The following is a 19,772-nucleotide window of genomic DNA, read 5'->3' as shown; positions in this document are numbered from 1 at the left end:
ACGGCGCTCCTTCGGTACGGGAGAACACTGCTGCGACGCACGACGCGGGGCCGGTAGTCTGTAGCCCGCTCCGCCGCAGGTGGCCGGGGCGTGGGTGGGTTGCCCGAGCGGCCTAAGGGAACGGTCTTGAAAACCGTCGTGGCAGCGATGTCACCGTGGGTTCAAATCCCACACCCACCGCAGCAGGTCAGCGTAGACGCTGGTCAGAAGGGGTGCCTCTCGATGAGAGGCACCCCTTCTGCGGGTGTGGCCAAGCTGCGTTCAGGTGCACCGTCAAGGCGAGATCACCCCGCCCCGTGCCCGGAGCAACGACCGGGGCACGAGGCAGTCGCCTGATCGGACGTACAAGTCCCAGGGGGCGTGTCTCGGGCGTCGCCGTCGAGTTCGTCGTCGGGCTCTTCCTCGTGGTCGGTGGCCCGGTAGTGGTACGCGTCCGCCCACCAGTCGTCGTCCATCCAGTCGTCGTCCTCGTCACCGTCCTCGCGCAGTTCGCGGTCGGTGCCCCGCCACCTGCTGTGGTCGCCGATGCTCCTGAGGACGTGGAACCGCTGCTGCTCGTCCAGCGCCGCGAGGGACGGATGCGACTCTGCGCGGATCCGCTCCCCCAGCGGGTCCTCGCATGCCGTGCGGGCGCGGACCGCCTGGTGGGCATCGTCGGCGAACCAGAGCGCCGCCAGGCCCGCGGTGGCCGCCGCGGCGGCGGCCCATTCCAGGACGCCGTGCGGGCGCGCCATCACCAGCAGCACGCCCGCCAGGCACCAGAAACTCAGCAGGAGGGTGACGCCCATGCAGGCGCAGCAGGCCAGCAGCTGCCGCCCCTCGCCGTCCGGCATGCGCGGAATCTCGGGCAGCAGGGCGTCCCGCTCGCTCCGGTACGCGTGGCGCCGCGCCACGTACTCCTCGTCGCACCAGTCGATCCAGCCGATCGACACCGGCTCGGGATCGTGCCGGCGCACGGCCTCCAGCAGGGCGGCGGGCAGCGGATGGGCGGGCGTCCGGCCGGGGGCGCGGCCCGCCTCGGTCAGGAGCGCTGCCCCTTCCCCGTCGATGTCGAGGTACTCGCCGAGCAGCAGCTCGGCGGCAGCCGCCTCGGTTGCCCGGGACTCCATCGCGGCCGCGTGGTACGGCTCGAGGTCCAGGTTGGCGACCAGCCCGAGGATCTCGCGCCGGATCCGGGCCCGGCGCCGCCACCCGAGGCCGATGGCCCCGTACACGGCGGCGGCCACAGTGAACACGGATGCGGCAAGGACGAGTTGGAGCACGCCCCGAGGCTACGTCCGCGGGCGCGGGAGCCGACAATGGAATTTCGGCACGCCGGCATGATCCGCCGGACACCTCAGGAGCCCGGTCACGGTGTATCGAGACTTGCGAGAGCGTGCCGGATTGCCGCAAGAACTTCCTCGTTGGTGGCGTTGAGCTGCTTGGCGGCAGCCGCGTAACTGCTTGCGTGTTCCGCGAGCTTCGCCTTGATGTCGGTGATGGCCGCCGGGGCGACGACCTGGGTGCCAGAGCCTCGGCGGCTCTTGACGAGGCCCGCGGTCTCCAGTTCGCGGTATGCCCGCACAACGGTGTTGTTGGCCAGCCCGAGGTCGGAGGCGAACTGGCGCACGGACGGCAGTCTTTCCCCCTGGCGCAGTCGGCCGACGGAGATCAAATCGGCTAGTTGTGCGCGGAGTTGCTCGTACGGGGGGACGGGGGAAGCGTGGTTGACCCTGATGCTGATGCCATTGGTTGTCATGGCCGTTCCTTGTCGTAGGCCCGCGGCAGCAACAGGACGCACAGGCAGTGACCCGCCGTCAGTGCAGAGGTGACGGCCGTGGCGATCAGCCCCCACGAGGCCACCTGCATCATCCCTCCCGAGCAGGGCGAGCTCAGCGCCGCGACGCCCATCGTCGACGAGACAGCGAAAAGAGGGGCGCTCACCAGCACTCCCCATGCGCCGACTGCCGCCCGGATGCTCGTGCGGCGTTGATCGTCGCTCCCGGAGCGCGCGGTAACGCGGCGCAGGAACAGTGCGCAGGCAACGGTACCGAGGACGAGACCGCCGAGGGCCGGCCAGGCGTAGTAGAGGCCGGGCCAGGGCGAGAGCAGATGGGTGCCCGCCGGGCACGTGACGGACAGAGCGTGCCCTGAACGACCGTCGGCGTCCGCCGAGGCAGTTGTGGCGGCAACGATCAGGAGGATCAGCAACACAACAGCCTGGGTGGCCAGTGCGGCAGTCAGGATGCGGGGCAGTTGGTCCCGGATCCGGCGCGGAGTCACCTCGGCCACTCGTAGTCGGCCAGGACTCGGGCGCGCGATCACATCTGCCGTGAACGCCCCGGCCATGGCGCACAGGCCGAACACGGGGAATCCGTACAGCAGGTCCACGTCAGGCTCGGGGCTGTAGGAGACCAGCGCGTTGACAGCCAGACCGGTCGCCGCACCGGCCCAGCGCACGGGGGTAGCGAGTCCTGCCCGCCACGTGCCTTCCGTTCCTGCGGCTAAAGACATGCCGACTCCTTCCCTCTCCCAAGGTGTATCAACTATCTGACACAATCGTCCGGAGGGCTGAAGTGTGTCAAGTGGTTGACACGCTTGGCTGCAGTGTCGGCGCGTATGTGCGGGGCGCCGCGACTGCCGCAGGCGGCGACGGCGGGGCCCCGGTGGCGCGAGCATGATCAGCCAGGGTGACGGGGCGCGCGGAGCCAAAACTCGGCTCCGGTCACGCGTGAACACCTGTCGGAGGGCGCAGTTGACCACCCGTCATCATCTGAACGCTCTGGTCAGAGCCGTGCCCAGTCCCATAGCCACAGCCTCGGCCTGTCTGTCTTGGGCTCTTCGACGACGCGGATGTCGCCGCTCCTCCCGTCGTGATCCCTGCCTGCTCGGCTTGGCGGCGCGCCGTCGGTGTCCGCGCTGTCGCTCTGGGAGGTGCGGCGGCTGCGCATCCGCTGTGGCGTGACGCTCCGGTCGGCGCCGGGTCGTTGGTTCCGACGGGGCTCAGGAACTCTCGACGAAGCGGACGGACCAGGCGTAGCCGCTCAAGCCGTCGTGTGGGACGCGCCGGACTTCCCTGACCTCGCAGCCGTCGTGGGCGTATTTGCGGGCGAACCTGTCGAGGCGCTGCTCGTCGGTGAGATCCTCCATGGACAGCGGTGCTCCGACAACGAGGTCTTCGTGAAGGACTGTCTGCGGCGAGGCATCGTCCGAGCAGGCCGGGCAATGATGCGTTCTGGGTAGGGCCATAGGGTCAGTGTCCTCCTCTGGACGCCCCGACGTGATCCCCGGCCGCCTTCGTGTGTCTGGGCCGCTCGCCGCAGTGAGCAGGTGCGCGCTGTCTCCCGGCAGCAGCGCCCGGCACCACCGCATGCTGTGACTCTCCCGTTGCCGGAACTGTGGGCTCCGTCACAGCCGTCGTGATCTTGCCCTGGTGCACTCGACGGATGGTGTTGCTGCTCCTGCTGTTCATCCCGGGCGGGCTCGTCGCCGCCTTCGCCTTCGTCGGCTACGGCTTCGGCACCCTGGGCCGGGCCGGCCACCGGCGGGCCGGCCGCGAGGTGTGGCTCCGGAGTCTTGCCGCGATTCTCGGTGCCGTCGCGTCCGCCCTGTATACGTGGGGCCTGCTCCATGTCGCCGGTGCGGTCCTCGACGCGGAGGACGGCGGTGCCGATTCGTCACCGCTTCGACCCTGCCGTACACCGGGTCAGTGGGAGCGGGCGCTGCGCGTCGTCGACTACACCGTGAACTACGTGCCCCTCCGGTTCGTCTGCGAGACGAAGGGTGGCGGAAGCTACGCCGCCGAGTCCGTTCCCCGCTACGTCAACCCGGCCGTGCTGGGCTCCGTGCTGGCCGCCGCCGGATGCGCCGGCGCCGCGGCCCTCGCATCGCAGCGCCGCGCCGGGGACGACACGGCCGTGTGATGCGGGTAGGGCCTCGGCCCCCGGCTCGCCTCGGCGCTCAACTGCCTCCCGCGCTGCTGTCGAAGTGCTGTCCTTTCTCGGCACAGATCTTGGGGAGTCGTTGCTGAGTGTCACGTCGAACACGAGCGCGTCCCAGAACGATGCATCGGCCTGCATGACCAGCACCAACACCGTCCACAGCCGACGACGGCAGAGACGACCAAGGACCTGACGCAGCGTCATTCCCGGCTGCCAGACGGCCAGGTGTACGCGGTCTCACGCGACCCAGCCCCTCACAATCGAACATCTAGTGCTGTGACCAGGAACGTTCACCGGGTGGTCGCGATACACGATCGCCGGACGATTGGACAACCCACCCTGTCGGGTGATTGGGGGCCTCTTCAGGTCCTCCCTCGGCGGGCGCAACGTCCTCCCGCAGGGGGAGGCAGTCCGCCGTAGCGGACGATGTGAAGGTGCCGTGTCCGAAGCCAGCATGTACGTCATGACGACAGCCAACGCTCCCCTCCCCGCCTTAGCACCCGCGCCTGTCTGGGCTCGCCGCGCCGCCCACGCCATAGCCCTCTGCGCAGTCCCGTCCGGTCTGTGGCGTATCGCCATGGCCTCCGGTGTCTATGTGGGCTACAGCGACCAGGTGCTGCGCGACGTCTTCGACATCCCGGGATGGGGCATCGCGTACGTCGTCGGCCTCTCCGTCCTTGCCGAGGTAGCCGCTCTGTTTCCGCTGCTGCTCGTCAGCGACCGGTGGCAGCCGCTGCGCCGGCGGGCCCTCGCCACGCTGGCCTGGACCGCCTCGGGTGTCCTGGTCCTGGTGGCGCTGTGGCAACTCGTGGTCGCTTTCACCGTCGAAAGCCAGACGTACATGTCGAGCGATACGGCACTGACCGTCTGGTGGCTCGCTTTCGCCCCGCTGTTCGCCATCCCTGCCCTGATGACCGCGGTGACCTGGTCTTATGCAAAACGGCACCGGGCATGGGTACAGGCATAGCGCTCAACGCGTGATGGACATCAGCTACTCCCTTCCCGCGGCTTCCCGATCCGACAAGCGTGGTCGATGGCTGGGCTGCGAGGGCGTCGGGACGGCGGGCGTTGATGCTGCCCACCACCGCCAACCTGGCGAACGTTCCCGGGTCACAGCACTGGGTGACGCTCCGCGACCGCTCCACAGATCTGTGCCAGAACCCCTTTTCTCGCAGAGCCACCCTCGACAGGCAATCCGCGCGGAACGGACTTACGGTCGAGCAGTAGACGCTGCACCGGGATGCGGAGCACCTTCATCCGCCCGTTGATCCTCGTCAAGACACAAACAGGAGACGACCCTGCCATGGCCACAGCATCTGAAACCCCGGTACTGGACACCCTCGCCGCGATGACGGTCGACTCGGTTGAGCGGTGCGGGCTGACCCCGGACATGTTCATGCTCACCCGCATCGCGGCCCTCGCCGCATCGGACGCTCCGCCGATCTCCTACCTCGCCAACATCGACCCCGCCCTCCAGGCGGGTATGACCGCCGACCAGCTGCAGGACGTACTGGTCGCCATCGCCCCCATCGTGGGTACGGCCCGTGTCATGACGGCAGCGGGCAACATCGCCCAAGCACTCGGCATCGCGATCGCCGTCGCCGACGCCGAGGCCCAAGGCTGAGCGTAAAGAGCCCGAGGTCTGGAGCACCCACCGCAGGGTGCGAGACGAATCGGCCCGGACCGGTCAAGGATGCCGGTCCGGGCCGTTCGCATGTCCCAGCCCGCCTCGAATCACGGCTGGGCCGGTTCGAAGCCGGCGAGCATCTGCTCGAGCGCCTGCTGGTCCGGGCCGACGAAGGGGTCCGCGCCCGGGGCGGCCTCGATGGTGTCGAGCATCGGCCCCGCCAGTCCGGACGCGGGCGGCAGGTGGGTGCAGAGGACCAGTTCGGGGGCCATGGTGCGCAGGGGCTGGACCGTGGCGAGGTAGGTGTCGTTGTCGACCACGTGGACCCAGGGGCTGTCGACCGTGGCCCACAGCAGTTGGGCGTCGCGCAGATCCCCGGCGGGTACGGCGCCGACGTCGTCGGCGACGGCCAGTTCCGCGCTCGGCATGGGTGCGCCGAAGCAGTCGGAGCTGAAGCAGGTCGCCGAGCGGTCGTCGTAGAAGCCGACGGTGGCGGGGTTGTCGAACAGCGGCGGCCGGAACGCCCTGAGGGTGCGATCGCCGACGTCCAGGGTCTGGCCCGGGTTGACCAGGCAGACGCGGTCGAGGGGCAGGGGCCGCTCGGTGGACATGATGCCCGCGCCGATGAAGGTGGTCACCACACGTGCCTTGGGCGCCGCGGCGAGCAGGTCGAACAGGCCGCCGGTGTGGTCGCGGTCGGGGTGGGTGAGCCAGATCCAGCGGACGTCGGCGGGGTCGATGACGGAGCCGAGGGTGTTGAGGAAGTCCCGGTCGGGGAGCGAGAGGCCGGTGTCCACGACTACGGGCTGGCTGGAGTGCAGGACGAAGGCGTTGACGGGGATGAAGCCGATTCCGGGCACTTCGAGGCAGTCGCTGAGTACGGTGCTGTCGCTTCCGGCCTTGTGTGTGTTCATGGCGAGTCCGGGTGAGTCAGCCGGGGACGGTGCGGGTTCGCGGCCGTCCAGAGAACCGCGGCCGCGATCAGGCCCGCGACCTGCTCGCGGGCGGACAGGACTACGGACAGGACTCCGGACGCGCGGTGCCCATGTGTCCAGGGTGTGCTCGTGCGTACGCCGGCGCACGCGGGAGCCCGGTGGGGTGGTGGCGGGACCCTTCACGGGACCTGTTCAGTAGCGGCGCCCCGAGGTGAGCCGTTCCGCCGAGGCGATCGTCGCGCGGGCCTCCCGTTCGGTCAGGCCCGCCTGGACCGCCGCCTCGGTGAGGGCGTCCGCGAGCTCGTCGCCGAAGCCGTTCTCGTAGGCGCGGCAGGCCGCCCAGAACAGCCGGGTGTTGCGCTGGCCCTCGTGCGCGGCGAGGACGAACTGGACCAGGCCGTTGCCCTGCGCCGGGCGGGCCGGGCCGGACTGTGTGGGGTGGTGGGGGCGTGCGGGGGGTGTCACGAGGCGAAGGAGTGCGCGGGGGCAGGGCGCGGGGGACAGCTCGGCCGTGCCGGGGGCGAGGCGGTAGGCGCCGTGCGCGCTGACCGAGCCGGGACCGACGAGATAGCCGCCGGCGCCGCGTACGTCGATGCCGGGGGCGAGCCTGCTCGCGGAGTTCGGGACGACGATGTCGGGCGGGCCGGTCAGCCAGAGGTGGCGGCCGCCGCTCGGGGTCAGGACGGTGACCGTCTCGGGGATGGTGAAGAGGTGGCGCAGGGCCAGGTCCTGGAGCGCGGCGAGGGAGTCGGTCGCGGTCTTGGTGTCGAGGTCGATGCCGATCAGATGGTGCGGCGGCCGTCCGCAGGCGATGCCGTAGCCGGTGGCCCATGGGGCGGCGGCGAAGAGGGCGCGGACGCCTGCGGGGTCGGTGGTGGCGTCGTGGACGCCGTGGCCGGGGAGGCCGCATTCGCCGCGGCACAGGACCGGCTCGGCCTCGCCCCGGTGGGGGGAGCGCAGGGCGGGGAGCTTGCTGGGGGACAGGGGAATGACGGGGAGCCCGCGCTCCGCGGCGGAGAGAGCGTGGGCGAGGGCCAGGGTGGCGTTCTGCCGGTCGGTGGTGGCCATGCCTCTATGTTCGTACAGGTGTTCGAAGAAGGGAAGGGGGGACCGCCGCGGCGAGCGCAGGGGGGAATGGCCAAAAATATGCCGTAACCGCTTCCTCCCTTGCCCTGCCCGGGTTTCGTGGTGCGACTGGCCTGAGCTGGGGTTCTGTGGGCGTGAAGGGGGTTTATCGACATGTCCTCACGCTTGAGGGGGAATTGGGGTGTCCGGGGTGGTTCGCCTGGGATTCCGTGGGCAACTCTGATCTCGCGACGTCGTGATCACGATCCCGGGCGGTCGGCCAACTGCCCTGGAACAAGCCGTAGTCAAGCTGTAGTTCTGCTGAGTTCTGCTGTTCCCGTTCATGGAGGAAATGACATGGCATGCATCCGTACCGCCCGCGGTTTCGCCGCCGTCGCTGCCCTGCCCCTGGCTGCCGCACTCTTCTCGGGTGTCGCCCAGGCCGACAACGGCGCTTTCGCGGACGACGGATCTAACGCGGCGGTGGCCTCGGTCAACGGCAGCGGAGTCGCCGGCGACAACTGGGGAAATTCGACCACCACCCACCAGGTGGCGAACGGAGCCGGAGCGTCCAACCAGAACCACACCGCAAGCGTGAGCGGCTCCGGCTTCACGGCGATCGACCAGTCCCATGCGGTGGTGAACTTCACGGAATTGTGGTGGTGACCGGCCCGATGGGGGGTTCGACCAAGGGGTGAACGACGGCCTGCGCGGCGGTACTTCGGTGCCGTCGCGCAGGCTGTTGTGCGTACGGAGGCATCCGCCCGAGCGGCCGCCCGGGCCCTGCTCGCCCGGCCGGGGCTGCGGCTGACCTTGACAGGGCACACGCATCTGACGGACAGTCAGAAACCCTGATCCGTACGCCCGGGAGGCGGCCGCCGTGCACCTCGCCCCGACGGAGCGGCAGCAGCAGCTGCGCGCCGAACTTCGCTCGTACTTCCGAGAACTGATGCCGGACGGACCGCCGCCCGCCTCCGACGAACCGGGCCGCAGGCGGCTGCTGCGACGCATCGGGGCGGACGGGATGCTCGGTCTCGGCTGGCCCGTGGAGTACGGAGGCCAGGGGCGCGGCCCCGACGAGCAGTTCGTCTTCTTCGACGAGGCGTACCGCGCCGGTGCGCCCGTCTCCATGGTGACCCTGAACACCGTCGGCCCGACCCTGATGAAGTACGGCACCGAACAGCAGAGGTCCTTCTTCCTGCCCCGCATCCTCAGCGGCGACCTCGTCTTCGCGATCGGCTACAGCGAGCCGGAGGCCGGGACGGACCTTGCCTCGCTGCGTACGCGTGCCGTCCGGGACGGCGAATCCTGGGTCGTCGACGGACAGAAGGTCTTCACCAGCAACGCCCAGAACGCCGACTGGATCTGGCTCGCCTGCCGTACGGACCCGCAGGCGCCCAAACACAAGGGCATCTCGATCATCCTGGTCCCGACCAACGCGCCGGGCTTCTCGTGGACGCCGATCGAGACGGTGGGCGGCCTGGCCACGACGTCGACGTACTACGACGGGATACGGGTACCCGCCGGGAACCTCGTCGGCGAGGAGAACGGCGGCTGGGGACTGATCACCAACCAGCTCAACCACGAGCGGGTGGCGCTCGCGGCGATCGGAATGCAGGCCGAGGATTTCTACGCGGCGGTGCTGGAGCGGGCCCGTACACCCGATCCAGTGACGGGCGAGCGCCGGATTGACGTGCCCTGGATCCAATTCCGAGCGGCCGAAGTGCATGCCCGGCTCGCGGCAACGCGCCTGCTCAACTGGCGTTTGGTGGGGGATGTGGGGGCGGGCCGGCCGGCCCCCGGCGACGCGAGTGGCGTGAAGTTCGCGGGAACTGAATCCGCGGTCGAGGCGTATCGCATGTGTCAGGAAATTACGGGGGAAGTTGGGCTGATCCGGGCCGGATCGCCCGGATCGCTCGACATCTGCGCCGGGGAGCGTCCGCTGGGGGAGGGGGAGCTGGAGCGGATGAACAGAGCAGCGCAGATCAACACCTTCGGGGGCGGGGTGAGCGAGGTGCAGCGGGAGATCGTCGCGACGATGCGACTCGGCATGAGGAGGGGGAAGCGGTGACGGACCTGTATGAGCGGTTGAAGGCGTACGAGGGGCGGGCGGCCACCACCTCGGGCGTCGGCAAGGACCTGGTCAACGAGCCGATGATCAGGCACTGGTGCGAGGCGATGGGGGACACCAACCCCGCCTACAGCGGGCCCGACGCCATAGCGCCGCCGACCATGCTGCAGGCCTGGACGATGGGCGGTCTCTCGGGGCACACGGACCGGTCGGCGGTGCACGACGAGCTGTTCGGACTGCTCGACGACGCGGGCTACACCTCGGTCGTCGCGACCGACTGCGAGCAGGAGTATCTGCGGCCGCTGAGGCCGGGGGACCGGATCACCTTCGACGCGGTGATCGAGTCGGTGTCGGAGCTCAAGACGACGAAGCTGGGGGCGGGCCACTTCGTCACGACACGGATGGACGTGAGGGCCGACGGCGAACCGGCCGGGACGCATCGCTTCCGGATCCTCAAGTACGCACCGGCCAGGCGGAAACCGAAGGCTGCCACGGCCAGACGGCCACGGCCGGTGATCAACCGGGACAATGCCGGATTCTGGGAGGGGGTGGCCGCACGCAAACTGCTCATCCAGCGGTGCGGCGGGTGCGGGACGCTGCGCCTGCCCTGGCTGCCGGGATGCGGGGCGTGCGGCTCGGCGCAATGGGACACCGTCGAGGCGGGCGGCGCGGGGACGGTCTACTCGTACGTGGTGATGCACCACCCGCCCTTCCCGGCCTTCGACCCGCCGTACGCGGTGGGGCTGATCGAGCTGGCCGAGGGCGTCCGCATGGTCAGCAATGTGGTCGGGGTGCCGTACGACAAGGTGCGGATCGGGATGCCGGTACGGCTCGAATTCCTGCGGGTGGACGAGGAGTTGGAGCTGCCGGTCTTCAGTGGTGCTCAAGGGGGTGCGGGCTGATGGACTTCACACCCACGCAGGAGCAGACGGCCGCCCGGGACCTGGCGGCGCGGATATTCGGTGATCTCTCCACGCATGAGCGGCTGGTCGCCGCCGGGACCGGTACGGACGCGGAATTGTGGAAGGCGCTGTGCGCGGCGGGCCTTCCGGGGGCCGCCGAGGACATAGGTCTGCTCGGTCTGGTGCTGCTTCTGGAGGAGCAGGGACGGACCACCGCTCAGGTGCCGTTCGCCGCGACCTGCGTCTACGGAGTGCTGGCGGTGGCCGGGCACGGCACGGACGAGCAGCGGGCCCGGCTGCTGCCCGCGCTGGGCGAGGGCACGGCGGTGGCGACCGGGGCGTTCCCGGCACGCGGAGGAGTACAGGTTCTGGCGCCGGACCGGCTGACCGGCTCGGTGCCGCTGGTTCCCTGGCTGCGGGACGCCACGCATGTGCTGGTGCCGGACGCCGACCGCGGGCTGTGGTTCGTACGGACCGCGGATGCGGAGGTGACGGATGTGGAGACCACGGCGCCCTGGTCGGCGGGACGGCTCGTGCTGTCCGGCACCCCGGGCGAGCGGCTGGGCGGGGCCGGTGCGTACGAGTCCGTGCTCGCTCTGGGCCGTACCGCGTTCGCGGGACTGCAGGCCGGGGTGTGCGCGGGCTCGCTCGCCCGGGCCGTCGAACACACCTCGGCCCGTGAGCAGTTCGGGCGTCCGCTCTCCACCAACCAGGGCGTGCTGCTGCGCGCCGCCGACGCGTACATGGACACCGAGGCGATACGGGTCACGGCCTACGAGGCCGCCTGGAGGCTGGACGAGGGGCTCGACGCGGCCGCCGAAGTGCTGACCGCCGCCTGGTGGGCCTCCGAGGCCGGCCGGCGCGTCGTCCACGCCGGGCAGCATCTGCACGGCGGGACCGGTGCCGACCTGGACCATCCGGTCCACCGGCACTTCCTGTGGGGCCGCCAGCTGGACGCCTACCTCGGCTGCGGTCCGGAACTCCTCGCCGAACTGGGCCAGTTGCTCGCACAGGAGCCCGCAACCGCACCGGACCCCGTACTCACAAAGGAGCCCGTACGTGAAAGCCGGTGACGAACTCCCGCCGCTCACCATCCCCATCACCCGCACCCTGATCGTCGCCGGAGCCGTGGCCTCGCGCGACTACCAGGACGTGCATCACGACACGGAGCTCGCGAAGGAGAGGGGATCCCCGGACATCTTCATGAACATCCTGACGACCAACGGCCTGGTCGGGCGGTACATCACCGACTGTCTCGGGGAGCGTGCCGTGCTCCGCAAGGTCGCCATCCGGCTCGGCGCCCCCAACTACCCGGGAGACACCATGGTGTTGAGCGGCACAGTCACCTCCGTCGAGGACGGCACCGCCGCGGTGCGGGTCGTGGGCGCCAACGGCATGGGCAACCACGTCACCGGCACGGTCACCGTGAGCCTCGAGCCGAGCCGGGAGGGCGCTCTATGAGCATCCGCAGACGGGACACGCTCGGTGGCAGGGCAGCCGTCGTGGGCATAGGGGCGACCGAGTTCTCCAAGGACTCCGGCCGCAGCGAACTGAAGCTGGCCGTCGAGGCGGTGCTTGCCGCACTCGACGACGCCGGCCTCTCCCCCACCGACGTCGACGGCCTGGTGACCTTCACCATGGACACCAGCCCGGAGATCACCGTTGCCCAGGCGGCGGGGATCGGCGAGCTGTCTTTCTTCTCCCGTATCCACTACGGAGGCGGCGCGGCCTGCGCCACCGTGCAGCAGGCGGCCCTCGCCGTCGCCTCCGGGATCGCCGAAGTCGTCGTCTGCTACCGGGCGTTCAACGAACGGTCCGGTCGGCGCTTCGGCTCCGGGGTACAGCACCGCGAGCCGTCCGCCGAAGGCACGGCGCTCGGCTGGAACCTTCCCTTCGGGCTGCTCACCCCCGCCTCCTGGGTGGCCATGGCCGCGCAGCGCTATCTGCATACGTACGGGCTGACGCCCGACGCGTTCGGCCATGTCGCCGTCACCGACCGCCGTCACGCGGCGAACAACCCCGCCGCGTACTTCTACGGGAAGCCGATCACGCTCGCCGACCATGCCGCTTCGCGCTGGATCGTCGAGCCGCTGCGTCTCCTTGACTGCTGCCAGGAGACCGACGGCGGTCAGGCGATCGTCGTCACCAGCGCCGAGCGGGCCCGTGATCTGCGGCAGCCGCCGGCGGTGGTCGTCGCGGCCGCGCAGGGTGCGGGCCGGGCTCAGGAGCAGATGACCAGCTTCTCTCGCGAGGATCTCACCGGGCTGCCCGAGATGGGTGTGGTGGCCCGGCAGCTCTGGGCGACGTCCGGACTCGCCCCCGGCGATATCGACGTCGGCGTCATCTATGACCATTTCACCCCGTTTGTTCTGATGCAGTTGGAGGAGTTCGGGTTCTGCAAGCCGGGCGAGGCCGCGGAGTTCGTGGCCGCGGACGCGCTGCCGCTCAACACCCATGGCGGGCAGCTCGGCGAGGCGTATCTGCACGGCATGAACGGCATCGCGGAGGCGGTCAGACAGCTGCGCGGCACTTCGGTGAACCAGATACCGGGCGCGTCCAGGGTGTTGGTCACCGCGGGCACCGGCGTGCCCACATCCGGGCTCGTCCTGGGGGCGGACGGCTGACGGACGGCGGAGGGGCGGCGGGAGGGGCGGCTTACGCGGCCTACGGCGGCTTACGGACCGAGGCGAAGCAGCAGCTGCCCGCATCCCACCGTCAGGGTGGGCCTCCACCTTCAGGAGGTGGGGGCAGTGCCACCCGTACAACCTGAGGCGGACACCGCTTCGGGACCTGGGGCCGATCCGCGACGGTAGTGCCCGCTCCTAGCGTGGACCTATGACCACGCCAGTCTGCACAAGCGCTTCGAAGGCCGCCGCACCGGCGGCCTCGTACACGCCGAACGCGCGCTATGCGACCTACTCATCGTTTTCGTCGTACGTACGGGCGCGGGGGCCCGTGCTGCTGCGAACAGCCCGCTCGCTCACCGCGAACCCGAGCGACGCCGAGGACCTGCTGCAGACCGCGCTCACGAAGACATATGTCGCGTGGGAGCGGATCGAGGACCACCGGGCGCTCGACGGCTATGTGCGCCGCGCACTGCTCAACACCCGCACCTCGCAGTGGCGCAAGCGCAAGGTCGACGAGTTCGCATGCGACGAGCTGCCCGAGCCCGAGACCGTGCCCACGCCCGATCCCGCCGAGCAGCAGGTGCTGCACGACGCGATGTGGCGCGCGGTGATGAAGCTGCCCGACCGGCAGCGGGCGATGGTGGTGCTGCGGTACTACGAGGATCTCAGCGAGGCCCAGACGGCCGAGGTGCTCGGGGTTTCCGTCGGCACGGTCAAGAGCGCGGTGTCGCGGGCGCTCGGCAAGCTCCGCGAGGACCCGGAGCTGGCGCCCGTCCGCTGACCGGCCCCGGCCAAGCCCCCCGGCCAGGCCCCGCCCCACGGACCGACCCGTCTCCAGCACCCCTTCCCGGCCGCTCCCGCACCCCTCCCGTCTCACCTGTTTCCGCAGGCCCTGCTGTTTCCGGACTGATCTTCCGGCGCCGATTGATTGCCTCCGGGTAGTGACATACCACGCGGTATGTGAGCAGAATCTTCCCACCCTTACTGCCACGTAGCGCTAGCGCCCACCGGGAGGACGCCGTGCTGAGCACCATGCAGGACGTACCGCTGACTGTGAGCCGCATCCTTCAGCATGGGATGACGATCCACGGAAAGTCACAGATCACCACCTGGACAGGAGAGGCCGAGCCGCAGCGCCGCAGCTTCGCGGAGGTCGGCGAGCGGGCGAGCCGCCTGGCCAACGCCTTGCGCGACGAGCTCGGTATCGACGGCGACCAGCGCGTCGCCACCCTGATGTGGAACAACGCGGAGCATGTCGAGGCGTACTTCGCGATTCCCTCCATGGGCGCCGTACTGCACACCCTGAACCTCCGCCTGCCCACGGAGCAGCTGGTGTGGATCGTCAACCACGCGGCCGACCGGGTTGTCATCGCCAACGGCTCCCTGCTGCCGCTCCTCGCGCCGCTTCTGCCCCACCTGCCGACGATCGAGCACATCGTCGTCTCCGGTCCCGGGGACCGTTCGCTGCTCGACGGCGCGCAGGCGCGGGTGCACGAGTACGAGGAGCTGATCGACGGCCGCCCGAGCACGTACGACTGGCCGCAGCTGGACGAGCGCACCGCCGCCGCCATGTGCTACACCTCCGGCACCACCGGCGACCCCAAGGGTGTCGTCTACTCCCACCGTTCCATCTACCTGCACTCCATGCAGGTCAACATGACCGAGTCGATGGGGCTGACGGACCGGGACACGACCCTCGTCGTGGTCCCGCAGTTCCACGTCAACGCCTGGGGCCTGCCGCACGCCACGTTCATGACCGGCATCAACATGCTGATGCCCGACCGTTTCCTCCAGCCCGCCCCGCTCGCCGAGATGATCGAGCGCGAGAAGCCCTCGTACGCCGCCGCCGTCCCCACCATCTGGCAGGGTCTGCTCGCCGAGGTCACCGCCAACCCGCGGGACATCAGCTCCATGAAGCAGGTCACCATCGGCGGCGCGGCCTGCCCGCCGTCCCTGATGGAGGCGTACGACAAGCTGGGTGTGCGGCTCTGCCACGCCTGGGGCATGACGGAGACCTCCCCGCTCGGCACGATGGCTCACCCTCCGGCCGGGCTCAGCGCGGAGGAGGAGTGGCCCTACCGCGTCACCCAGGGCCGTTTCCCGGCGGGTGTCGAGGGGCGGCTGGTCGGTCCCGGCGGCGAGATCCTGGCCTGGGACGGCGAGTCGGCCGGTGAGCTGGAGGTGCGCGGCCCCTGGATCGCGGGCGCGTACTACGGCGGTGCGGGCGGCGAGGACTTCAGGCCCGAGGACAAGTTCAGCGAGGACGGCTGGCTGAAGACCGGCGATGTCGGTGTGATCAGCGCCGACGGCTTCCTGACGCTGACCGACCGGGCGAAGGACGTCATCAAGTCCGGCGGCGAGTGGATCTCCAGCGTCGATCTGGAGAACGCGCTGATGGCACACCCGGAGGTCGCCGAGGCGGCCGTGGTCGCGGTCCCGGACGCCAAGTGGGGCGAGCGGCCGCTGGCGACCGTGGTGCTCAAGGAGGGTTCGAACGCGGACTACGAGTCGCTGAAGGCCTTCCTCGCCGAGAAGGTCGCGAAGTGGCAGGTGCCGGAGCGCTGGGCGGTGATCCCGGCCGTTCCGAAGACGAGCGTCGGCAAGTTCGACAAGAAGGTGATCCGCAAGCAGTACGCGGACGGCGAGCTGGACGTCACCCAGCTGTAGCCGGGCGGAGCCGCGGGAACTGTAGTTGACGTACGAAAGGGGCGGCGGCCACAACCGCCGCCCCTTTCGTGCTAGTTCGTACCGATCTTCGCCAGCAGATCGACGATGCGCGCCTGTACCTCGCTGCTCGTGGAGCGTTCGGCCAGGAAGAGCACCGTCTCTCCCGACGAGAGCCGCGGCAGCTCCGCGCGGTCGAGGCCCGCCGAGGTGTAGACGACCAGCGGCGTGCGGTTCAGCTGCCCGTTCGCACGCAGCCAGTCGATGATCCCGGCCCTGCGGCGGCGTACCTGCATCAGGTCCATCACCACCAGGTTCGGCCGCATCTGGGCGGCGAGCGTGACCGCGTCCGCGTCCGCCCCGGCGCGCGCGACCTGCATACCGCGCCGCTCCAGCGTCGCCGACAGCGCGAGCGCGATCTCCTCGTGCTCCTCGATCAACAGCACGCGCGGAGGGTGCTGTTCGCTGTCGCGCGGGGCCAGCGCCTTGAGCAGTACGGCAGGATCCGCGCCGTACGCGGCCTCCCGCGTCGCCTGCCCCAGCCCCGCCGTCACCAGCACCGGAACCTCCGCCGCCACCGCGGCCTGGCGCAGCGACTGCAGGGCTGTCCGGGTGATCGGGCCGGTCAGCGGGTCGACGAAGAGCGCCGCCGGGAAGGCCGCGATCTGCGCGTCGACCTCCTCGCGCGAGTGCACGACCACCGGGCGGTAGCCGCGGTCGCTCAGCGCCTGCTGGGTGGAGACGTCGGGCGCGGGCCAGACAAGGAGACGGCGCGGGTTGTCCAGCGGCTCGGGGGGAAGTTCGTCGTCGACGGGCTGCGGCTGCGGCCGGTTGGCCACCTCGACCGCGCCGCCCGGGCCGTCCAGCGGCTCGGGGCCCTCCGCGCCCTCGTCGGGGGCACCGATCGCATACGCCCGGCCCTCGGTCCGCTCGGCCGGCATCAGCGAACCGGTCTGCGCCGGGCCCTGCGGGTGCTGACGGGCGGATGATTCGGAACGCTCGCCGTCCGGGGGCGTGGCCAGCTTGCGGCGACGGCCGGAGCCGAGTGTCTGGTTCTGCTTCTCGGTGATCTGCTGCGAGAACGGCACGCCCTGCCCCAGCGTGCGCACGCTGAAGGCGCGTCCCTGTGAGGCGTCGGCCGGAACCGGGGCCTCGGCGGGAACCGGGGCCTCGGCGGGCAGCGGCTGCGCCGCGGGCAGTGGCTGCGCGGCGCGCGAGGCGGCGGGACCGTCGGCCGGCACGGGCAGCGGCATCGATACGGAACCGGCGGCCGCGACCGTCCGGCCAGGGCTCACGGCCGGGCTCTGCGCGGGTGCGGCTGCGGGTGCGGACCGCTGCGCGGCCTCGTCGACGGCCGCCGCGTGGTGCCCGGTCGAGTCGTCGGAGGCGAGGGCCGCGAGGCCGCTGCCTGCGGTGCCGTTCTCGGCCCAGTCCGGCTGTACGGCAGGCTGGGCGACGGGCTGAGCGATGGGCTGCGCCGCAGACGGCTCGGGTGTCTCTTCGGGCAGAGGCTGAGCGTCCTGGCGTGCCCGGCGCCGGCCCGTGGGCTCCGGATGCTGCTGCGGCGGCGTGTGGTGCTGGGTGCCCGGCTCGGTACCTACGGCGTCGTGCCGGCCCGGCAGCGAGGCATCGGCCTCACCCGCCGACGGCGGAATCCGGTCGGCCTCGGCAGGCGGGAGCGCGAACGCCGTGCGCCCTGACTCCACCTCGGCCGGCGCGGTCGCCAGCGCCCGCCTGGCGCGTCGCCCGGCGGTCGGAGCGGGGGCCGCGGTCGCGGTCGGAGCTGCGGGCAGCTGGGGCATCCCGCCATCGGGGCGCAGCGCGCGCCGCCCGGAGGGGCCCGTTCCGTGCGGGTCGACGGGCACGCCCTGCGGCGGCACCGTCGCGCCGAGCGCCGCGCGCCCGGTCGAGGCCGCGCCCTCCGCGGCCGTCACCACCGAACCCTCGGAAGGCCGGGGGGCCGTTCCCGCGGCGACCGCGACAGCCTGCTCGGCGGGGCTCGGCCGCCCGCGCCGCCGTCCGGTCCCGCCGTTCCCCGAACCACTCCCCTCGCCCGATTCCTGGGCGGGGGTCTGCTCCTGCTGCGACTCTCCCGCATGACCCCTGCGGCGGCCCGTCGGCTGCGCGGCCGACGGGTCCTCCACGGCGACGGGGCTCTCCAGGAAGGCGTCCGTGGAGGCCCGCCGCGCGCGCCGCCGCCCGCCCCCGCCGGTCGTTGCGGGCGAGGCCTTCTGTTCCGGCACGGCGAGCACACCGGCCTCGGGGTCCGGCGCCGGGGGAGCCGTCACCGTCCCCGAGCCCTCGCCCAGCGGCACCTCCAGGACGTACGCGCTGCCGCTCATCCCCGGCACCTCGTGCGTCTGCAGCACCCCGCCGTGGGCCCGTACGATCCCGCGCACCATCGGCTCGTGCACCGGGTCTCCCCCGGCGAACGGCCCGCGCACCTCGATCCGTACGACATCACCGCGCTGCGCCGCCGCCACGACGACCGTCGAGTCCACATAGCCGCCGCCCGGAACCACCCGGGCCTTGCCGGTCGAGTCGACCCCGGCCACGTCCGCGACGAGATGCGCGAGCGCCGTCGCCAGACGCCCCGCGTCCACCTCGGCCTCTATCGGCGGCGAATGCACCGCGAACTGCGCCCGCCCCGGACCGATCAGCTCGATCGCGCCCTCGACCCCGGCCGCAACGACCCCGTCGAGCAGCACCTTGGCCTTGTGCAGCTCTTCCGCGCCCGTGTCGAGCCGCTGATAGCTAAGGACATTGTCGACAAGCGTCGTCATCCGGGCATATCCGGCGGCCAGATGATGCAGGATCTGGTTGGCCTCGGGCCACAGCTGCCCGGCCGGATCGGCGGCCAGCGTGCCCAGTTCGGCGCGCAGTTCCTCCAGCGGCCCGCGCAGCGACTCACCCAGTACGGCGGTCAGCTGGGCATGCCGGGCGGCCAGCTCATCGAACCGGTCGGTCCGCTCCTCGATCTCGGCGGCGTAGCGCTCAGACTTGTCCGCGAGTTCCGCCGTCAGCCGCTCGGTCGTCTCCGCGATCTCGGCCGTCAGCCGCTCGGTCGCCTGCGCCAGCTCCGCAGCGTGCTGCTCCGCCTGCTCCTCGTAGGGGCGCCGGTCGGTGAAGGTCATCACCGCGCCGACGAGCTGGTCCCCGTCCCGTACCGGCGCGGTCGTCAGATCGACCGACACCTTCGAACCGTTCTTCGCCCACAGCACCTGCCCGCGCACCCGGTGCTTGCGGCCGGACTTGAGGGTGTCCGCGAGCGGCGACCCCTCGTACGGGAAGGGCTCGCCGTCCGCGCGCGAGTGCAGGATCAGCGGATGCAGCTCCTGGCCGCCGAGGTCGCTCGCCCGGAACCCGAGGATCTGCGCGGCGGCCGGATTGACCAGGACGACGCGCCCATCCGTGTCCGTACCGACGACACCCTCGGACGCGGCCCGCAGGATCATCTCGGTCTGCCGCTGCGAACGCGCCAGCTCCGCCTCGGTATCCACGGTCCCCGACAGATCACGCACGACGAGCATCAGCAGCTCGTCACCGGTGTAGCCGCCGCCGTACGAGTCGTACGCCTCGCGCCCGTCCTCGAGGCTCGCGCTGGTGACCTCGACCGGGAACTCACTGCCGTCCGTACGCCGCGCGATCATCCGGGCGGGCTTGGTGCGGCCCCGCTCGTCGGCCGCCTCGGGCCGGCGCATGGAGCCCGGGATCAGCCGGGAGTCGAAGGAGGGCAGCAGATCGAGCAGCCCGCGCCCGACGAGTGCGGTGCCCGCGCTCTCGAAGAGTTCGAGGGCGATGGTGTTGGCGTTGACGACTGTGCCATTGCAGTTGACGAGCACGAGCCCGTCAGGGAGCGCGTCGAGTATGGCTGCGAGGCGAGCAGCGCCTCGGGATGGCCTGCTGCTCACGACGACGGTTCCTCCCTGACCTACTGCATGGTGCGGACGGCCGGTCCCAT

General features: G+C 70.8%; 18 protein-coding genes and 1 tRNA gene. 12 read left to right on the top strand and 7 right to left on the bottom strand.

Annotated features, from left to right (window positions below):
• Positions 1 to 93 precede the first annotated feature (93 nt).
• Positions 94 to 180 (top strand) — tRNA-Ser (locus tag OG741_RS19960).
• Between the two features lie 104 nt (positions 181 to 284).
• Here OG741_RS19960 and OG741_RS19955 read toward each other — a convergent pair.
• From OG741_RS19955 to OG741_RS19940, 4 genes are all read right to left on the bottom strand, one after another.
• A complete protein-coding gene (locus OG741_RS19955; protein ID WP_405599739.1) occupies positions 285 to 1,262 on the bottom strand; it encodes a hypothetical protein in 978 nt (325 codons plus the stop codon).
• A gap of 86 nt (positions 1,263 to 1,348) precedes the next feature.
• Complete coding sequence (locus tag OG741_RS19950; RefSeq protein WP_405599736.1) at positions 1,349 to 1,738, bottom strand: GntR family transcriptional regulator; 390 nt, start codon at positions 1,736 to 1,738, stop codon at positions 1,349 to 1,351.
• A complete protein-coding gene (locus tag OG741_RS19945) occupies positions 1,735 to 2,493 on the bottom strand; it encodes a hypothetical protein (RefSeq protein ID WP_405599734.1) in 759 nt (252 codons plus the stop codon). The genes OG741_RS19950 and OG741_RS19945 overlap by 4 nt, the downstream gene beginning before the upstream one ends.
• A gap of 489 nt (positions 2,494 to 2,982) precedes the next feature.
• Positions 2,983 to 3,129, bottom strand: a complete 147-nt coding sequence (locus tag OG741_RS19940; protein WP_405599731.1) for a hypothetical protein — start codon at positions 3,127 to 3,129, stop codon at positions 2,983 to 2,985.
• Positions 3,130 to 3,425: 296 nt separating this feature from the next.
• Between OG741_RS19940 and OG741_RS19935 the strand changes: the two genes are divergently transcribed.
• The 3 genes from OG741_RS19935 (at position 3,426) to OG741_RS19925 (ending at position 5,544) form a co-directional block, all read left to right on the top strand.
• Entirely contained in the window at positions 3,426 to 3,902 is a 477-nt protein-coding gene (locus tag OG741_RS19935) for a hypothetical protein (protein WP_405599728.1), read from the top strand.
• 472 nt (positions 3,903 to 4,374) lie between these two features.
• Positions 4,375 to 4,887 carry a hypothetical protein gene (locus OG741_RS19930; protein ID WP_405605663.1) on the top strand — a complete coding sequence of 171 codons (513 nt, stop codon included), beginning with the start codon at positions 4,375 to 4,377 and terminating at the stop codon, positions 4,885 to 4,887.
• Positions 4,888 to 5,223: 336 nt separating this feature from the next.
• Complete coding sequence (locus tag OG741_RS19925) at positions 5,224 to 5,544, top strand: carboxymuconolactone decarboxylase family protein (RefSeq protein ID WP_361901871.1); 321 nt, start codon at positions 5,224 to 5,226, stop codon at positions 5,542 to 5,544.
• Positions 5,545 to 5,654: 110 nt separating this feature from the next.
• On the opposite strand, the gene OG741_RS19920 is transcribed toward OG741_RS19925, so the two are convergent.
• Together OG741_RS19920 and OG741_RS19915 are read right to left on the bottom strand one after the other, a co-directional pair.
• Complete coding sequence (locus OG741_RS19920) at positions 5,655 to 6,461, bottom strand: MBL fold metallo-hydrolase (protein WP_405599726.1); 807 nt, start codon at positions 6,459 to 6,461, stop codon at positions 5,655 to 5,657.
• 213 nt (positions 6,462 to 6,674) lie between these two features.
• Complete coding sequence (locus tag OG741_RS19915; RefSeq protein WP_405599724.1) at positions 6,675 to 7,550, bottom strand: bifunctional DNA primase/polymerase; 876 nt, start codon at positions 7,548 to 7,550, stop codon at positions 6,675 to 6,677.
• A 354-nt stretch (positions 7,551 to 7,904) separates the two neighbouring features.
• On the opposite strand from OG741_RS19915, the gene OG741_RS19910 reads away from it, so the two are divergent.
• From OG741_RS19910 to OG741_RS19875, 8 genes are all read left to right on the top strand, one after another.
• Entirely contained in the window at positions 7,905 to 8,213 is a 309-nt protein-coding gene (locus OG741_RS19910) for a hypothetical protein (RefSeq protein ID WP_405599722.1), read from the top strand.
• Positions 8,214 to 8,427: 214 nt separating this feature from the next.
• Entirely contained in the window at positions 8,428 to 9,618 is a 1,191-nt protein-coding gene (locus OG741_RS19905) for an acyl-CoA dehydrogenase family protein (protein ID WP_405599720.1), read from the top strand.
• Positions 9,615 to 10,520: a bifunctional MaoC family dehydratase N-terminal/OB-fold nucleic acid binding domain-containing protein gene (locus OG741_RS19900; protein ID WP_405599717.1), complete on the top strand. Its 906-nt coding sequence runs from the start codon at positions 9,615 to 9,617 to the stop codon at positions 10,518 to 10,520. The genes OG741_RS19905 and OG741_RS19900 overlap by 4 nt, the downstream gene beginning before the upstream one ends.
• On the top strand, positions 10,520 to 11,593 hold the full coding sequence (locus OG741_RS19895; protein ID WP_405599715.1) for an acyl-CoA dehydrogenase family protein: 1,074 nt from the start codon (positions 10,520 to 10,522) through the stop codon (positions 11,591 to 11,593). Before OG741_RS19900 ends, OG741_RS19895 begins: the two co-directional genes overlap by 1 nt.
• On the top strand, positions 11,580 to 11,981 hold the full coding sequence (locus OG741_RS19890; RefSeq protein WP_405599713.1) for a MaoC family dehydratase: 402 nt from the start codon (positions 11,580 to 11,582) through the stop codon (positions 11,979 to 11,981). Before OG741_RS19895 ends, OG741_RS19890 begins: the two co-directional genes overlap by 14 nt.
• Positions 11,978 to 13,144, top strand: coding sequence for a lipid-transfer protein (locus tag OG741_RS19885; protein WP_405599711.1), 1,167 nt, complete (start codon positions 11,978 to 11,980; stop codon positions 13,142 to 13,144). Before OG741_RS19890 ends, OG741_RS19885 begins: the two co-directional genes overlap by 4 nt.
• Before the next feature lie 211 nt (positions 13,145 to 13,355).
• Complete coding sequence (locus tag OG741_RS19880) at positions 13,356 to 13,928, top strand: SigE family RNA polymerase sigma factor (protein ID WP_266480768.1); 573 nt, start codon at positions 13,356 to 13,358, stop codon at positions 13,926 to 13,928.
• Positions 13,929 to 14,167: 239 nt separating this feature from the next.
• Entirely contained in the window at positions 14,168 to 15,814 is a 1,647-nt protein-coding gene (locus OG741_RS19875; RefSeq protein ID WP_405599709.1) for a long-chain fatty acid--CoA ligase, read from the top strand.
• Positions 15,815 to 15,885: 71 nt separating this feature from the next.
• On the opposite strand, the gene OG741_RS19870 is transcribed toward OG741_RS19875, so the two are convergent.
• Complete coding sequence (locus tag OG741_RS19870; RefSeq protein WP_405599706.1) at positions 15,886 to 19,722, bottom strand: PAS domain-containing protein; 3,837 nt, start codon at positions 19,720 to 19,722, stop codon at positions 15,886 to 15,888.
• Between the last annotated feature and the right edge of the window lie 50 nt (positions 19,723 to 19,772).

The sequence above is a fragment of the Streptomyces sp. NBC_01410 genome, from assembly GCF_045040195.1.
Classification (GTDB): domain Bacteria; phylum Actinomycetota; class Actinomycetes; order Streptomycetales; family Streptomycetaceae; genus Streptomyces.
This window is presented reverse-complemented; position numbering and strand designations above follow the sequence as displayed.

What these genes read in the sequence shown, in the direction of transcription:
- OG741_RS19950 (WP_405599736.1), bottom strand. Translation starts at nt 1,738, where the DNA reads ATGACAACCAATGGCATCAGCATCAGGGTCAACCACGCTTCCCCCGTC.
- OG741_RS19945 (WP_405599734.1), bottom strand. Translation starts at nt 2,493, where the DNA reads ATGTCTTTAGCCGCAGGAACGGAAGGCACGTGGCGGGCAGGACTCGCT.
- OG741_RS19940 (WP_405599731.1), bottom strand. Translation starts at nt 3,129, where the DNA reads ATGGAGGATCTCACCGACGAGCAGCGCCTCGACAGGTTCGCCCGCAAA.
- OG741_RS19935 (WP_405599728.1), top strand. Translation starts at nt 3,426, where the DNA reads ATGGTGTTGCTGCTCCTGCTGTTCATCCCGGGCGGGCTCGTCGCCGCC.
- OG741_RS19930 (WP_405605663.1), top strand. Translation starts at nt 4,375, where the DNA reads ATGTACGTCATGACGACAGCCAACGCTCCCCTCCCCGCCTTAGCACCC.
- OG741_RS19925 (WP_361901871.1), top strand. Translation starts at nt 5,224, where the DNA reads ATGGCCACAGCATCTGAAACCCCGGTACTGGACACCCTCGCCGCGATG.
- OG741_RS19920 (WP_405599726.1), bottom strand. Translation starts at nt 6,461, where the DNA reads ATGAACACACACAAGGCCGGAAGCGACAGCACCGTACTCAGCGACTGC.
- OG741_RS19915 (WP_405599724.1), bottom strand. Translation starts at nt 7,550, where the DNA reads ATGGCCACCACCGACCGGCAGAACGCCACCCTGGCCCTCGCCCACGCT.
- OG741_RS19910 (WP_405599722.1), top strand. Translation starts at nt 7,905, where the DNA reads ATGGCATGCATCCGTACCGCCCGCGGTTTCGCCGCCGTCGCTGCCCTG.
- OG741_RS19895 (WP_405599715.1), top strand. Translation starts at nt 10,520, where the DNA reads ATGGACTTCACACCCACGCAGGAGCAGACGGCCGCCCGGGACCTGGCG.
- OG741_RS19885 (WP_405599711.1), top strand. Translation starts at nt 11,978, where the DNA reads ATGAGCATCCGCAGACGGGACACGCTCGGTGGCAGGGCAGCCGTCGTG.
- OG741_RS19880 (WP_266480768.1), top strand. Translation starts at nt 13,356, where the DNA reads ATGACCACGCCAGTCTGCACAAGCGCTTCGAAGGCCGCCGCACCGGCG.